Here is a 15154-nt window from a genome sequence, read left to right on the forward strand (position 1 = left end):
TCCGGGACGCGGCCGGACCGGGGGCCGCGACCGTCGGCGCGCGCTCCTAGGATGGTGCCCATGCCTGACATCACCCGCGACGAGGTGGCCCACCTGGCCGCGCTGTCGAGGATCGACCTGTCGGACGCCGAGCTGGACCACATGGCCCCGCAGCTCTCGGTGATCCTCGACGCGGTCGCCTCGATCACCGGCGTGGTCGGGGACGACGTCCCCGCCACCTCGCACCCGCTGCCCCTGACCAACGTCTTCCGCGAGGACGTCGTCACCCCCTCGCTCACCGCCGAGCAGGCGCTCTCCGGTGCCCCCGAGGTGGAGGAGCAGCGCTTCGCCGTCCCGCGCATCCTGGGGGAGGAGGCATGAGCATCGACCTGACCCGTGCCACCGCCGCGCAGATGGCGGACGCCCTGGCCGCCGGGGAGACGACCTCCGTGGCCCTGACGCAGGCCGCGCTCGACCGCATCGCCGCCACGGATGGCGACGCCGAGGCCGGCATCCACGCCTTCCTGCACGTCGACGCCGAGGGCGCCCTGGCCCAGGCCGCGGCCTCCGACGCCCGTCGCGCCGCCGGCGAGCCGCTCAGCGCGCTCGACGGCGTCCCCGTCGCGGTGAAGGACGTGCTGGCCACCACCGGCCTGCCGACCACCTGCGGCTCGAAGATCCTCGAGGGCTGGGTGCCGCCGTACGACGCCACCGTGGTCAAGCGCCTCAAGGACGCGGGCCTGCCGATCCTCGGCAAGACCAACATGGACGAGTTCGCGATGGGCTCCTCCACCGAGCACTCCGCCTACGGCCCGACCCGCAACCCGTGGGACACCACCCGCATCCCGGGCGGCTCCGGCGGCGGGTCCGCCGCGGCCGTGGCGGCCTTCCAGGCGCCGCTGGCCCTCGGCACCGACACCGGCGGCTCGATCCGGCAGCCGGGCTCGGTCACGGGCACGGTCGGCGTGAAGCCGACCTACGGCGCCGTCTCCCGCTACGGCCTGGTGGCGATGGCGAACAGCCTCGACCAGGTCGGCCCGGTCACCCGCACCGTCCTGGACTCCGCGCTGCTGCAGGAGCTCATCGGCGGCCACGACCCCCTCGACTCCACCTCGGTCGTCGAGCCGCTGCCCTCGCTCGTGGACGCCGCCAAGCAGGGCGCCGCGGGCGACCTGACCGGCGTCAAGGTCGGCGTCATCACCGAGCTGGGCGGCGACGGCTACCAGGCCGGCGTCCGGGCCCGCTTCACCGAGGCGCTCGACAAGCTCGTCGCCGCGGGCGCCGAGGTCGTCGAGGTCTCGTGCCCCAGCTTCGTCCACGCGCTGGCGGCCTACTACCTGGTCATGCCGTGCGAGGCGTCCTCGAACCTGGCCCGCTTCGACGCGATGCGCTACGGCCTCCGCGTGATGCCGGAGGGCAACGACTCGCCGTCGGCCGAGGCCGTCATGCGCGCCACCCGCGACGCGGGCTTCGGCGACGAGGTCAAGCGCCGCATCATCCTCGGCACCTACGCGCTGAGCTCGGGCTACTACGACGCCTACTACGGGACGGCGCAGAAGGTCCGCACGCTCATCCAGCGTGACTTCGAGGCCGCGTTCGCCTCCGTGGACGTGCTGGTCAGCCCGACCGCGCCGACCACGGCGTTCAAGCTCGGCGAGAAGCTCGACGACCCGCTGGCGATGTACCTCAACGACCTCGCCACCATCCCCGCGAACCTCGCGGGCGTGCCCGGCATGTCGCTGCCCGCCGGCCTCGCGGAGGAGGACGGCCTCCCGGTCGGCTTCCAGATCCTCGCCCCGCAGCTGGCCGACGACCGGCTCTACCGCGTCGGCGCCGCCCTCGAGGCCGCGCTGGAGAAGGAGTGGGGCGGCCCGCTGCTGGACCGGGCCCCCGAGGTCGCCACCCTCACGAGCACGGAAGGGGCCCTCTGATGAGCGCCACCACCGAGACGCTCGTCGACTTCGACGAGGTCCTCACCCGCTACGAGCCCGCGCTGGGCCTCGAGGTGCACGTCGAGCTGTCGACGGCCACCAAGATGTTCTGCGGCTGCTCCACCGCGTTCGGCGCGGAGCCGAACACCCAGGTGTGCCCGACCTGCCTCGGCCTGCCCGGCTCCATGCCGGCGGTCAACAGGGGCGGCGTCGAGGCCGCCATCCGCATCGGCCTCGCGCTGAACTGCGAGATCGCCGAGTGGTGCCGGTTCGCCCGGAAGAACTACTTCTACCCGGACATGCCGAAGAACTTCCAGACCTCCCAGTACGACGAGCCGATCGCGTTCGAGGGGTACATGGACGTCGAGGTGGACGGTGAGACCTTCCGCGTCGGCATCGAGCGGGCGCACATGGAGGAGGACACCGGCAAGTCGACCCACGTCGGCACCACCGGCCGCATCCAGGGCGCCGACTACTCGCTGGTCGACTACAACCGCGCGGGCATCCCCCTCATCGAGATCGTCACCAAGCCGATCACCGGCGCCGGGGCGAAGGCCCCCGAGGTCGCCCGCGCCTACGTCCAGCAGCTCCGCGAGCTGATCGTGGCGCTCGGTGTCTCCGAGGCCCGGATGGACCAGGGCAACCTGCGCGCCGACGTGAACCTGTCGCTCGCCCCGATCGGCGCCGAGAAGCTCGGCACCCGCACCGAGACCAAGAACGTCAACTCGTTCCGGTCCGTCGAGCGGGCCGTGCGCTTCGAGATGAGCCGGCACGCCGGCATCCTCGACGCGGGCGGCAGCATCCTCCAGGAGACCCGCCACTTCCACGAGGACTCGGGCATCACCACGTCCGGGCGCGAGAAGTCGGACGCCGAGGACTACCGCTACTTCCCCGAGCCCGACCTCGTCCCGGTGGCCCCGAGCCGCGAGTGGGTCGAGGAGCTGCGCGGGACGCTGCCGGAGAACCCGACCGCGAAGCGGGCCCGCCTGCAGGCCGAGTGGGGCTTCACCGACCTGGAGATGCGCGACACCGTCGGTGCCGGAGCGCTGGGCCTGGTCGAGGAGACCATCGCCCTCGGCTCGGCCCCGCAGGCCGCCCGCAAGTGGTGGCTGGGCGAGCTGGCCCGACGCGCCAACGACACCGGCGCGGAGATCTCCGAGCTCGGCGTCAGCCCGGCCGACGTCGCCGCCGTCCAGAAGCTCGTGGACGCCGGCACCCTCAACGACAAGCTCGCCCGACAGGTCTTCGACGGCCTGCTGGCGGGGGAGGGCACCCCGGACGAGATCATCGCCGCCCGCGGCCTGGGCATCGTCTCCGACGACGGCGCCCTCTCCGCGGCCGTCGACAAGGCCATCGAGGCCAACCCGGACGTCGCCCAGAAGATCCGCGACGGCAAGGTCGCCGCGGCGGGCGCGCTCATCGGCTCGGTGATGAAGGAGATGCGCGGGCAGGCGGACGCCGGCAAGGTCCGCGAGCTCATCCTCGCCAAGCTCACCTGAGCCCACCCCAGGCACGACGGCCCCTCGCGTCAAGAGGGTGCACCGCGGCCCCGATCACCACGCTGGCGCGTAGGTGATCGGGGCCGTTCGTCGTAGGGTGAGCCCACAACTCCAGACACGCCCGCGTGTGGGGGAAGCCGGTCGAAGTCCGGCGCTGACCCGCAACCGTAGGCCGCCGCCCGTCGCTGCTCGCGCGGGCGCGGTGAGCCGGAACACCCGCCGTGGAGCGTCCTGATTCACGCGCTGTCGAGGAAAGCGGCGGGTGGGCACGCCGGGCACCGGGTCCGTCGTCCTCTCCCGCTCGTGTGCAGCGGGAAGGAAACACCAGTGCAGATCTCCCTGCGTCGCGTCGCGACGCTCACGACGGCCGCCGTCGCGTCGGCCGCCCTCGCGGTCACCGTCGCCACCCCGGCGGGCGCCGCGGCCCCCACGCCGAAGACCCGCCAGTCGGTCGCCGCCTCCTGGCTGGCCGCCCAGCTCACCGACGGGGTCGTCCACAGCGACTCGTGGGACTACGACGACCTCGGCCTCACGCTCGACGTCGCCCTGGCGCTGCAGGCCATGGGCCGTCGCACCGCCGCCGAGCAGCGCGCCGTCGCCGCCGTGGAGGCGGACGCGTCGAGCTACGTCTCCTACGGCTCCGACGTCTACGCCTCGTCCGTGGCCAAGCTCGCCGCGACCGTCGAGCGCACCGGTGGCGACGCCACCGACGTCGACGGCACCGACATGATCGCCCAGCTCGAGTCGATGGTGACGACGGACGGCGTGAGCACCGGCCGCATCTCCGACGACTCCACCGGCACGGACTACGCCGGCACCATCGGCCAGGCGTTCGCCGCCGAGGCCCTCGCGGACACCGGCTCCGACCTCACGGTCGAGGTCGTGGACTACCTGCTCGACCAGCAGTGCTCCGCCGGCTACTTCCGCCAGTCCTTCACCAGCGACGACACGGCCGAGGACCAGACCTGCGACGGCGGCGACGCCTCGGCCAGCGCCCCCTCGGTCGACGTCACCGCGCTTGCCGTGATCTCCCTGAAGGAGGTCGACGGGGTCCGCACCAAGAAGATCAACCAGGCGGTGAAGGCCGCCAAGACGTGGCTGCGCAGCGTCCAGAAGACCAACGGCGCCTTCGGCTCCACCGGCAGCGGCACCGCCAACGCCAACTCCACCGGCCTCGCCTCGTGGGCCCTGGGCGAGAGCGGCGCCTGCGCCGCTGCCCAGGACGCAGCCCAGTGGCTCAAGGACGTCCAGGTGACCGGCACGCTCAAGGGCACCGCGCTGGCCGGCCAGAAGGGCGCGATCGCCTACACCAAGGGCACCTACAAGACCGCGCAGACCGACGGCATCACGACCTCCACCCAGGACCAGTGGCGTCGCGCGTCCTCGCAGGCGGCCCCTGCGCTGGACAACCTCAGCCTCGCCGCCTGCCAGGCCTGAGCATGAGCAGCACCGTCGCAGCCACCCCGCCGACCCGGGGCACGAGCGCCCCGGGCCGGCGGGTCCTGCGCGCCGCCGTGGGTCTCGCGCTCGCGGCCGCGCCGGCCTGCGTCGGCGTGCTGGTGGCGGCCCCGGCCGGGGCCGCCACCTGCACCAGCTCCACCGGCGTCAGCGTCGTGGTCGAGTTCAACGACCTCGGCGGCGGCGTGCAGACCACGTGCGTCCCGGGCGGCGGCGGGGAGACCGCGGCCGACCTCTTCGCCGACGCGGGTCACACCCTCGAGCAGCCGACCCGCACGCCCGGCTTCGTGTGCCGGGTCGACGGCGTCCCGACGTCCGACCCCTGCGTCAACACCTCGCCCGCCAGCGCCTACTGGGGGCTGTGGGTCAGTGACGGCGACGGCGGCTGGACGTACGCGGACAAGGGCGCCTGGTCGCTCACCGTCCCGGCCGGCGGCTCCGTGGCCTTCGCGTGGGACGACCAGTCCGGCACCGTCCAGCCCACCACCGCGGCTCCGGTGACCGTCGCGACGGCCACCGCCAGCAGCTCCTCCGGCAGCTCCTCGAAGGGCAGCTCGGGCGGCTCCGGCAGCTCCTCGAAGGGCAGCTCGGGCGGCTCCTCGAACGGTGGCTCGGGCAGCGGCTCCGGCAGTGGTTCCGGCAGTGGTTCCGGCAGTGGTTCGGGCAGCTCCTCGGGGAGCGGGTCCGGCAGCGGGTCCGGGGCGTCCGCCTCGGCCTCCGCCAGCGCGTCCGCCTCGGCGGACGGCACCGGGACCCGGGCGAAGCAGACCGGCGGGAAGGCGGGCAAGCGCGCCTCGGCGTCGGCCAGTGACTCGGCCACTGCGTCGGCCGGCGACTCCGCCTCCGCGTCCGCCTCCGTATCGGGGGAGGCGAGCGCTTCGGCGGACGCCGGGGAGACCACCGACGACCTCCAGGACGCCTCGGCGAGCACCGCCGACGGCGGCCTGCCGTGGTACGTGGCGCCGATCGGCCTGGTGGTCCTCGCGGCCGCGGGCGGCGGCGCCGTGCTCGCGCGGAGGCACCGCGCCGGCGGGCCCGGCGGCACCGGTGGCAGCGGGTCCGAGCCACGGTGACCAGCACGCAGGACCGCCCGCGGGCGGGAGTGGACGACAGCGTCGAGCCGGCGCCGGGGACCCCGGCGCCGGCTCCGGCGCGTGACGGGGTGCCGCAGGACGAGCGCGCCCGCACGGCCGCGCGCCGCGGCCGCGCCGCCCGGGCCGTGCACCGGGCGCGCACGGCGAGGCTGCCGCGCGACCTGCACCCGGTGGCCTGGTGGGTCTGGGCCCTGGGCCTGGCCACCGCGGCCTCGCTCACCACCAACCCCTGGGCGCTGCTCCTGCTGGTCGGCTCCGCCGCGGTCGTCGTCGCCGCCCGGCGCGGCGACCAGCCGTGGGCGCGATCCTTCCGGCTCTACCTGGCGCTCGGGGCCGCGATCGTCGTCCTGCGTGTCGTCTTCCGCATCCTCCTCGGCGGCGCCTACGCCACCGGCACCGTCCTGCTCGACCTCCCGACCGTCCCGCTCCCGTCCTTCGCCGCGGGCATCTCCCTGCTCGGGCCGGTCACCCTCCCCACGATCCTGGCCGGGCTCTACGACGGGCTCCGGCTCGCCGGGATCGTCGTCTGCGTCGGCGCGGCCAACGCCCTGGCCAACCCCAAGCGCCTGCTCCGGTCGGTGCCGGCCGCCCTCTACGAGGTCGGCACCGCGCTGGTCGTCGCCGTGACCGTCCTGCCGCAGCTCGCGGAGTCCGTGCAGCGCGTGCGGGCCGCCCAATCGCTGCGGTCGGGGCCGACCGGCCGGGTGCGTGGCCTGCGCCGTCTCCTCGTCCCCGTCCTGGAGGACGCGCTCGACCGCTCCCTGGCGATGGCCGCCGGCATGGACGCCCGCGGCTACGGCCGCAGCGGCGGCGCGTCGCGGGCCTCGCGTCGGCGCACCGGCGCGCTCATGATCGGTGGCCTCGTGGGGGTCTGCGTCGGCGTCTACGCCGTCCTGGACCAGACGGCCCCGCGCGTCCTCGCCCTGCCCGCGCTCGCCCTGGGGGTCGTCGCCGCCGTGCTCGGCCTGCGCGGCGCCGGGGCGCGCGTCGTCCGCACCCGCTACCGGCCCGACCGCTGGCGCTGGCCCGAGGCCGTCGTCGCCCTGGGCGGCGTCGCGGTCGCCGCGCTGGGGGTCTGGACGAGCCACGCCCACGTCCTGCTGGCCTATCCGGGCACCGACGCACCGCCCGGCCTCGCCCCGGCCGCGCTGGCGGCCGCCGTCGTGGCCGTGCTGAGCGGGCTGGCGGCGCCGCTGCCCGCGCGCTCCCTGCCCGCCCGGGAGGCCTCCGGTGTCGCCGGGACGCCCGACCACGAGGGGGTGCTGCCGTGAGGCCGCCGCTGCTGGAGCTGTCCGGGGTGTCGTTCGGCTACCCCGAGGAGGGCGAGCGCGGGCTGGGTGCCCGACCCGTCCTGCGCGACGTCGACCTCGTCGTGGACGAGGGGGAGCTGGTCGTCCTCGCGGGCCCGACCGGGGTCGGCAAGTCCACGCTCCTCGGCGTGGTCGGCGGGCGGGTGCCGCGGTTCTCCGGCGGCGTGCTCGTCGGCGACGTCCGCCTCGACGGCGAGTCCGTCCTGCACGCCCCGCCGCGCGAGCGCGCCCACGTCGTCGGCGTCGTCGGGCAGGACCCGGCGCTCGGGTTCGTCACCGACACCGTCGAGGAGGAGCTCGCCTACGGCATGGAGCAGCTCGGGCTCGCCGCGGGCACCATGCGACGGCGCGTCGAGGAGACCCTCGACCTGCTGGGCATCGCCGACCTGCGCTCCCGCGACCTGCGCACCCTCTCCGGCGGGCAGCAGCAGCGCGTCGCGATCGGCGCGGTCCTCACCATGCACCCCCGGCTCCTCGTCCTCGACGAGCCGACCTCGGCCCTGGACCCCACAGCCGCCGAGGAGGTCCTCTCCACCCTCACGCGGCTCGTGCACGACCTCGGCACCAGCGTCCTGGTCGCCGAGCACCGCCTCGAGCGCGTGCTCCCGTTCGCGGACACCCTGGCGCTCCTGCACCCGGGGGGCAGGCTGGACGTCGGGGAGCCCGCCGTCCTGCTCGAGGACGCCCCGGTCGCGCCGCCCCTGGTCGAGCTCGGCCGGGCCGCCGGCTGGCACCCGCTGCCGCTCAGCGTCCGCGACGCCCGGCGCCGGGCGCGGGACCTGGGGGAGCGGCTGGGGGAGCGGCCGGCGGAACGGCCGGCCACCGCCGAACCGCCCGTCCAAGCGACTGCCGGGCAGGCTCCTGGCTCAGGCCTCACCGCCTGCGACCTCACCGTGGCGGTCGACCGCGGCGCGAGCCGCCGCGTCGTCCTGCGCGACGTCTCGCTCGACCTGCCCGCCGGCCGGGTGACGGCCCTGATGGGCCGCAACGGCGCCGGGAAGTCCACGCTCCTCTGGGCGCTCCAGGGCACGCGCCGCCGCACGGCCGGCGGGGTCGCGGTCACGCCGACGGACGGCGGGGCCGCCCAGGACCCGCAGGCCCTGCCGCCGCAGCGCCGCCGCGGCCTCGTCGGCCTCCTGCCCCAGGACGCCGGCGACCTGCTCTACCTCGAGACGGTCGGCGAGGAGCTCGCCTCCGCCGACGCGGACGCCGCCGCGCGCGGCACCGGCGGGCCGGGGAGCGCCCGGGCCGTGCTCGACAGCATGGCGCCCGGCGTCCGGGACGCCGTGCACCCGCGCGACCTCTCGGAGGGCCAGCGCCTGGCGCTGGCCCTGGCGCTGGTCCTGGTGCCCGAGCCGCCGGTGCTGCTCCTCGACGAGCCCACCCGCGGCCTGGACTACTCCGCGAAGGACGCGCTGGCGCGGGCGCTGCGGCGCCTGGCCGCCGGCGGGCGGGCCGTGCTGGTGGCCACCCACGACGTGGAGTTCGCCGCGCTGGCCGCCGACGACGCCCTCGTCCTGGCGGAGGGCGAGGTCGTGTCGTCCGGCCCGGCCCGCGCGGTGCTCGCGGAGTCGCCCGCGTTCAGCCCGCAGGTGACGAAGGTGCTCGGGGCGCCGTGGCTCGTCGTCGACGAGGTCCGCGCCGCCCTCGCCTCGGTGGGCCCGACCTCGGGGGCGGACGCGTGAACGCCGCCGTCCCGCTCACCCGCCGCTCGGCCTGGGTGCTGGGCCTGGCCTCGCTGGCCGGGCTGATGATGCTCGTCTGGCCGCTGCTCGTGCGCGTCCCCGCGTCCTGGAGCGACGGCAGCCGCCTCGACCCGCCGTTCCTCTTCCTCGCGCTGCTCCCCGTGGTCGTCGCCGTGGTGCTCGCCGAGCTGAGCGAGGGCGGGCTCGACGCCCGCTCGCTGGCGCTGCTGGGGGTGCTCTCGGCGGTGAACGCCGTCGCCCGGGCGATCTCCCCGGGGCTCGCGGGGGTCGAGCTCGTGTTCTTCCTGCTGATCCTGGCCGGGCGCGTGCTCGGGCCCGGGTTCGGCTTCGCCCTCGGCTGCACCAGCCTGCTGGCGTCCGCGCTGATGACCGGTGGGGTCGGGCCCTGGCTGCCGTTCCAGATGCTGTGCTCGGCGTGGGTCGGGATGCTCGCCGGCCTGCTGCCGCAGCGCCTGGGCGGCCGCCGCCTGCGCGGCCGCGCCGAGATCGTCCTCCTGGCCGCCTACGGCGTGCTGGCCGCCTACCTCTTCGGCGCACTGATGAACCTCTCCAGCTGGCCGTTCGCCCTGGGCTCCGCCACGGGCGCCGTCTCGGCGGACGGGACCGCCGGAGGCCTCACCTACGTGCCGGGCGCGCCGGTGCTGGAGAACCTCCACCGGTTCGCCGTCTACACGCTGCTGACGTCGACCGGCGGCTGGGACACCATGCGGGCGATCACCAACGCCGTCGCGATCGTGGTGCTCGGGCCGAGCATCCTGGCCGTGCTGCGGCGCGCGGCGCGGCGCGCCACCGTCACCGGCCGGGTCGCGGACCCCGCGGAGCTCAGCGCGCGCTGACGGCCGGGGCGACGGCCGCGGCGACGACCGGCGTGGTGGGCGCGGTGGCAGCGGTCGAGGGCGCAGCGGTCGTGGGCTCCGCGGAGGGAGCCGGGTGGCGCGCGTCGTGCGCGCGCAGGAAGGCCTCGACGTCGTCGCGCTCGGCGCGCGCCGCGGCGAGGGTGGTCGAGGCGAGCATCGCGTTGCGACGGGAGCCGAGGACGCTGTCCTCCAGCACCCGGGCGAGGCGCCGGGCGAGCGGGGACAGCGGCGAGCGAGGGTGGTCGGCGACGAGCCGGAGCGGCGTGCCGGGTGCGAGCGAGGGGTGCACGGGTGCCTCCTGGGTGGCGGAGAAGGCGGCTGGCAGTTCTTAACCTAAAGAGGGGACGACCCCTCCGGGGCAACACCATGTGACTTCTCTGTGAACGGCACCGGTCCGGGCTCGTCCGCACCGTCGGTGACAGAGGTGGCATCGGGCGCCTCCGCGGGCACCGGGCCCTCGGTCGGCACGGGCGACCCCGGCGCACGCGTGGCCCCCACGCTCGCCACGACGACGCAGACGAGCGCCAGCCACTGCGCCGGGCCGAGGGTCTCGCCGAGGACCAGCAGCCCCGCCAGCGCCGCGGCGGCCGGCTCGAGGCTCATGAGGATGCCGAAGACGCTGGGGCGCAGCGTCCGCAGCGCGACGAGCTCGCACGAGTACGGCACCACGGACGAGAGCAACCCGACGGCGGCGCCCAGCAGCAGCACGCGCGGGTCGGTGAGCGCCGGGTCGGGGTGCCCCACCAGCGCCGGCCCCACCACGGCGGGCGTGAGCAGCAGCGTCCCGATGGTGCTGGCCACCGCCAGCCCGTCCAGCCCGGGCCAGGAGGCGCCGGTGCGGGCGCTGAGGAGGATGTAGGACGCCCAGAAGCCACCGGCCAGCACGGCCAGCAGCGCCCCGACGAGCGTCACGGACCCTCCGCCGTCGACGCCCAGCAGGACGACGCCGAGCCCGGCCAGGACCACCCAGACGAGGTCCCGGGCGCGGCGGGAGCCGGCGACGGCCAGCAGCAGCGGGCCGGTGAACTCCAGGGTGACCGCGACGCCGAGCGGGATCCGGGCGAACGACTGGTAGATCGCCCAGTTCATCAGGCCCAGCGAGGCACCGAAGGCCACGACCACGGCCCAGTCCCGGGCGGAGTGACCGCGCAGGCGGGGACGCACGAACGCGAGCAGCACCAGCGAGCTGGTGACCAACCTCAGCCAGACCAGGGTGGTGGGGTCGGCGACGTCGAAGAGGGACTTGGCGATGCCCGCGCCGAGCTGCACCGAGGCGATGCCGACGAGGACCAGGACGACGGGGTGGACCCGGGGCCGGGGGCGCGGGTCGGGGAGCGTCACGCGGCTCAGCCTAGGTGTCGGGTGAGACGGGTACCGGACCAGGTCTCGCGCTCGGGGCCGCGCATCCCTAGGCTCCGCGGCATGGGTGACTTCGAGGTCTCGCGCGCGACGACGGTCGCGGCCGACCCGGCCGACGTGCAGGCCCTGGTGGTGGACTTCCGCGAGTGGCGGCGCTGGTCGCCGTGGGAGGACGTCGACCCGGCCATGACGCGTGAGTACGACGGCCCCGACAGCGGGGAGGGCGCGTCCTACCGCTGGACCGGCAACCGGAAGGCCGGAGCGGGCTCGATGCGCATCACGGCCGTCACGCCCGACGAGGTGGCCATCGACCTGGCGTTCACCCGCCCGATGAAGGCGACGAACGACCTCGCCTTCCTGGTGGAGCCCGTGGCGGACGGCACCCGGGTCACGTGGCGCATGCGGGGCCGCAACACCGGCCTGTGGTCGCTGCTGGCGCGGTTCGTCCCGATGGACCGGCTCGTCGGTGCCGACTTCGAGAAGGGCCTGGCCCGGCTCAAGTCCGAGCTCGAGGCGGGCGTGCCCGGGGCCTGAGCCCCGGTCACGCCCGCCGGCTCAGTACTCGCCCGCCTCCAGGGTCGGCTCGGGGCCGAGCGCGCCGTTCATCGGCTGGCTCATGGCCAGCGCGGTCGCCTCGTCGACGTCCTCGTCCAGGGCGATCGGCTCGGGCACCCCGGCGGTGATGCGGGTGCCGTCGGCGCGGACGCCGCCCAGCTGCGGCTTCTCGGTCAGCGTGCCCGCGAGGCGGGTGCCGCAGCCGTCCAGCGCCACCTTGAGGGGCTCGCCCGGGGCGACCACGTAGGACTCGCCACGCACCACGACCGCGACGGGCTCGCTGCCCTCGACGACCTCGAGGTTGAACGACTCCCGGTCCAGGTGCACCTGGAGGCGCGTGCCGTGCCAGACCATGCCGCAGCGCAGGTACGGGAAGGTGTCGGGCAGGCGGGGGTCGAAGGACAGCCGCCCGCCGCGGTCGCGCATGCCCGCGAACCCGCACACCAGCGCCGACCAGATGCCGCCGGTGGAGGCGATGTGCATGCCGTCCACGGTGTTGCCGTGCAGGTTGGCGAGATCGACGAAGAGGGAGTTCAGGAAGTAGCTCCAGGCCACCTCGTGGTAGCCCACCTCCGCCGCGACGATCGACTGCACGACCGCGGAGAGCGTCGAGTCGCCCGTGGTGATCGGGTCGTAGTACTCGAAGTCTGCGCGCTTCTCCTCGGGCGTGAACCGGTCGCCCTGGAGGAAGAGCGCCAGCACGACGTCCGCCTGCTTGAGCACCTGGAACCGGTAGATGACCAGCGGGTGGTAGTGCAGCAGCAGCGGACGCAGCTCGTCCGGGGTCTTGGAGAGGTCCCAGACCTCCCGGTCGAGGAAGAAGTCGTCCTGCGGGTGGATGCCCAGGCCGTCGTCGAACGGGATGTGCATCCCGGCCGCGCACCGGCGCCACTCCTCGATCTCGGTCTCGGTGAGGTCGAGGCGGTGGCGCACCTGCTTCCACTCGTCCGCGAAGTCGCGCTCGACCAGCTCGCAGGCCTTCACGGCCTCCTCGAGGTTGAACCGCGCCATCACGTTGGTGAAGAGGTTGTTGTTGACGACGGTCGTGTACTCGTCCGGGCCGGTGACGCCGTGGATGTGGAACGAGGGGACGCCGTTGGAGCGCCAGAACCCGAGGTCGGCCCACATGCGGGCGGTCTCGACGAGGATGTCGATGCCGTCGCGGACCAGGAAGCCCACGTCGCCGGTGGCCGCCACGTACTGCACGAGGGCGTAGGCGACGTCGGCGTCGATGTGCACCTGGGCCGTGCCCGCCGCGTAGTAGGCCGAGGCCTCCTCGCCGCTGATCGTCCGCCACGGGAAGAGCGCGCCGGACTGGGCCATCTCCCGGGCGCGCTGGCGGGCCGCCGGCAGCATCCGCGAGCGGAAGTGCATGAGGTTCCGGGCCAGCTGCGGCTGGGTGTAGGTGAGGAACGGCGAGACGTAGATCTCGGAGTCCCAGAAGTAGTGCCCCTCGTAGCCCGACCCGGTGACGCCCTTGGCGGGCACGCCCTGCTGGTCCGCCCGGGCCGAGGCCTGGGCGAGGCTGAACAGGTTGAACCGGATGGCCTGCTGGACGGCGAGCTGCTCGGCGTCCGCGTCGTCGTCGGTGACCTCGACGTCGGCGGTGGCCCAGAACGTGTCGTAGTAGGCCCGCTGCTCGGCCAGGGCGTCGTCGAAGCCGTGCCGCTTGGCGCGGTCGAGGGTGCGGATGCAGCGGTCGGAGAGCTCGCGCACCGGGACGCCACGCGAGCTGTGGTAGGCCACGTACTTGTCCACGCGGACGGTCTGGCCCTCGGCCGCGTCGACGCGGAGGACGGTCTTCGCGAGGTCCTCGTCGTCGCGGACGATGACCTCGTGCTCGGCGTCGGTGGTGACGACGTGGTCGGCGCCCACGCAGATCGTCATGTGCGAGTTGGCGCACATGTAGCCGAGCATCATCCGGTCCTGGCGGGCGTAGTGCAGGCGGGGGAGCAGGACGCGCTCCTCGAACTTCGCCGCCTTGCGCGGGTCGATCCCCTCGCCCATCGCCGCGTTGGGGTCGTGGTACTCGTCCTTGCCGTCCTGCCGGTTGAGCAGCTGGGAGGAGATGACGATGGGGGCGTCGCCCTCCAGCAGCGTCACCTCGAGGCTGAGCAGCGCCAGGTGCCGCTGGGTCATCGACACCATGCGGGTCGAGTCGACCTTCACCCGCTTGCCGGCCGGCGTGCGCCAGATCAGGCTGCGGCGCAGCACGCCGTCGCGGAAGTCCAGGCTCCGCTCGTAGTGCTCGAGGTCGGCGGTGCCGAGCGTGAGCGGCTCGTCGTCGACGTACAGCTTCATCAGCTTGGCGTCGGGGACGTTGACGATCGTCTGGCCGGTGCGGGCGAAGCCGAACGCGGCCTCGGCGTGCCGGATCGGCCAGGTCTCGTGGAAGCCGTTGACGAAGGTGCCGTGCGCGTAGGCGTCCCGGCCCTCCTCGGGGTTGCCGCGCATGCCGAGGTAGCCGTTGGCGACGCTGAACAGCGTCTCGGTCACGCCCAGGTCGTGCGCGCGGTACGCGGTCTCGGTGAGCCGCCAGGGGTCCAGGCCGAACCTGCTGCGGTCGAGCGGGTCGCCGTGGACGTGGACGCGGCTCATGCAGGACCTCCGGGAACGAGCTCGGCGAGGTCGGCGACCACGGTGGTGGCGCCGTTCTCGGTCAGGACGTCGGCGCCGACCCCGCGGTCGACGCCGACCACGTGGGCGAACGCGCCGGCCGCGCCGGCGCGGACGCCGGAGACGGCGTCCTCGACCACGACGGCGGCGTCGGCCGGGACGCCGAGGTGCTCGGCGGCGGCCAGGTAGGTGTCGGGCGCGGGCTTGCCGGCGAGCCCCTCCTCGGCGGCGACGCGGCCGTCGACCACGAGCCGGAACCGATCGGTGAGGCCCGCGGCGGCCAGCACCGACGGGGCGTTGGCCGAGGAGCTCACGACGGCGAGCGGCACACCGACCTCGGCGAGGTGGTCGAGGAGCAGCACCGAGCCGGGGTAGGCGGCGACGCCGTCGCGCTCGAGGACCTCGTTGAAGGCCTGGTTCTTGCGGTTGCCGAGGCCGCGGACGCTCACCGCGTCCGCGGGGTCGTCCGCCCCGCCCTCGGGGAGCGTGATCCCGCGCGAGGCGAGGAAGTCGCGGACGCCGTCGTAGCGGGGCTTGCCGTCGACGTGCGCGAAGTAGTCGGCGTCGGTGTACGGCGAGGTGTCCGCGCCCGGGTCGTCCACGTCGGCGAGGAAGGCGTTGAACATCTCGCCCCACGCCACCATGTGCACCTCGGCGGTGGGGGTGAGGACGCCGTCCAGGTCGAAGAGCACGGCGCCGACGGCGCGCCAGTCCGGTGTGATCGTCTCGTTGGTCACCCGGCGAGCCTAGGCGGTGCGCCCGCGGGCGGGACAGGGCACGGGGCTGAGAC

13 protein-coding genes and 1 riboswitch are annotated in these 15154 nt (G+C 74.7%); of the genes, 9 read left to right on the top strand and 4 right to left on the bottom strand.

The window, feature by feature from the left end:
• The first annotated feature begins 60 nt into the window (after positions 1 to 60).
• From gatC to E8D37_RS12945, 8 genes are all read left to right on the top strand, one after another.
• Positions 61 to 360: an Asp-tRNA(Asn)/Glu-tRNA(Gln) amidotransferase subunit GatC gene (gene gatC / locus E8D37_RS12910; protein WP_136570201.1), complete on the top strand. Its 300-nt coding sequence runs from the start codon at positions 61 to 63 to the stop codon at positions 358 to 360.
• Positions 357 to 1910, top strand: a complete 1554-nt coding sequence (gatA, locus tag E8D37_RS12915; protein WP_136570202.1) for an Asp-tRNA(Asn)/Glu-tRNA(Gln) amidotransferase subunit GatA — start codon at positions 357 to 359, stop codon at positions 1908 to 1910. Before gatC ends, gatA begins: the two co-directional genes overlap by 4 nt.
• Positions 1910 to 3409, top strand: a complete 1500-nt coding sequence (gatB, locus tag E8D37_RS12920) for an Asp-tRNA(Asn)/Glu-tRNA(Gln) amidotransferase subunit GatB (protein ID WP_136570203.1) — start codon at positions 1910 to 1912, stop codon at positions 3407 to 3409. Before gatA ends, gatB begins: the two co-directional genes overlap by 1 nt.
• Before the next feature lie 101 nt (positions 3410 to 3510).
• Positions 3511 to 3648: riboswitch (cobalamin riboswitch) on the top strand.
• Positions 3649 to 3736: 88 nt separating this feature from the next.
• Entirely contained in the window at positions 3737 to 4846 is a 1110-nt protein-coding gene (locus tag E8D37_RS12925; RefSeq protein ID WP_136570204.1) for a hypothetical protein, read from the top strand.
• Positions 4847 to 4848: 2 nt separating this feature from the next.
• On the top strand, positions 4849 to 5940 hold the full coding sequence (locus E8D37_RS12930) for a hypothetical protein (RefSeq protein WP_136570205.1): 1092 nt from the start codon (positions 4849 to 4851) through the stop codon (positions 5938 to 5940).
• Positions 5937 to 7232 (top strand): energy-coupling factor transporter transmembrane protein EcfT, encoded by a 1296-nt coding sequence (locus E8D37_RS12935; protein WP_240770400.1) that lies wholly within the window; start codon positions 5937 to 5939, stop codon positions 7230 to 7232. The genes E8D37_RS12930 and E8D37_RS12935 overlap by 4 nt, the downstream gene beginning before the upstream one ends.
• 26 nt (positions 7233 to 7258) lie before the next feature.
• On the top strand, positions 7259 to 8956 hold the full coding sequence (locus E8D37_RS12940; RefSeq protein WP_346763594.1) for an ATP-binding cassette domain-containing protein: 1698 nt from the start codon (positions 7259 to 7261) through the stop codon (positions 8954 to 8956).
• A complete protein-coding gene (locus E8D37_RS12945; protein WP_240770402.1) occupies positions 8953 to 9813 on the top strand; it encodes an ECF transporter S component in 861 nt (286 codons plus the stop codon). Before E8D37_RS12940 ends, E8D37_RS12945 begins: the two co-directional genes overlap by 4 nt.
• Here E8D37_RS12945 and E8D37_RS12950 read toward each other — a convergent pair.
• Entirely contained in the window at positions 9800 to 10123 is a 324-nt protein-coding gene (locus E8D37_RS12950) for a hypothetical protein (protein ID WP_136570206.1), read from the bottom strand. The two genes, E8D37_RS12945 and E8D37_RS12950, sit on opposite strands and share 14 nt — an antisense overlap.
• A 44-nt stretch (positions 10124 to 10167) precedes the next feature.
• Positions 10168 to 11175: an EamA family transporter gene (locus E8D37_RS12955; protein ID WP_206055741.1), complete on the bottom strand. Its 1008-nt coding sequence runs from the start codon at positions 11173 to 11175 to the stop codon at positions 10168 to 10170.
• An 81-nt stretch (positions 11176 to 11256) separates the two neighbouring features.
• Here E8D37_RS12955 and E8D37_RS12960 point away from each other — a divergent pair, with 81 nt between their 5' ends.
• A complete protein-coding gene (locus E8D37_RS12960) occupies positions 11257 to 11727 on the top strand; it encodes an SRPBCC family protein (protein ID WP_136570208.1) in 471 nt (156 codons plus the stop codon).
• A gap of 21 nt (positions 11728 to 11748) precedes the next feature.
• Here E8D37_RS12960 and E8D37_RS12965 read toward each other — a convergent pair whose 3' ends face one another.
• Positions 11749 to 14346: a glycosyl hydrolase family 65 protein gene (locus tag E8D37_RS12965; protein WP_136570209.1), complete on the bottom strand. Its 2598-nt coding sequence runs from the start codon at positions 14344 to 14346 to the stop codon at positions 11749 to 11751.
• On the bottom strand, positions 14343 to 15101 hold the full coding sequence (locus E8D37_RS12970) for a beta-phosphoglucomutase family hydrolase (RefSeq protein ID WP_240770403.1): 759 nt from the start codon (positions 15099 to 15101) through the stop codon (positions 14343 to 14345). Before E8D37_RS12970 ends, E8D37_RS12965 begins: the two co-directional genes overlap by 4 nt.
• Positions 15102 to 15154: the final 53 nt, after the last annotated feature.

This window comes from Nocardioides sp. GY 10127 (assembly GCF_004919085.1).
In the GTDB taxonomy this organism is placed as follows: domain Bacteria; phylum Actinomycetota; class Actinomycetes; order Propionibacteriales; family Nocardioidaceae; genus Nocardioides.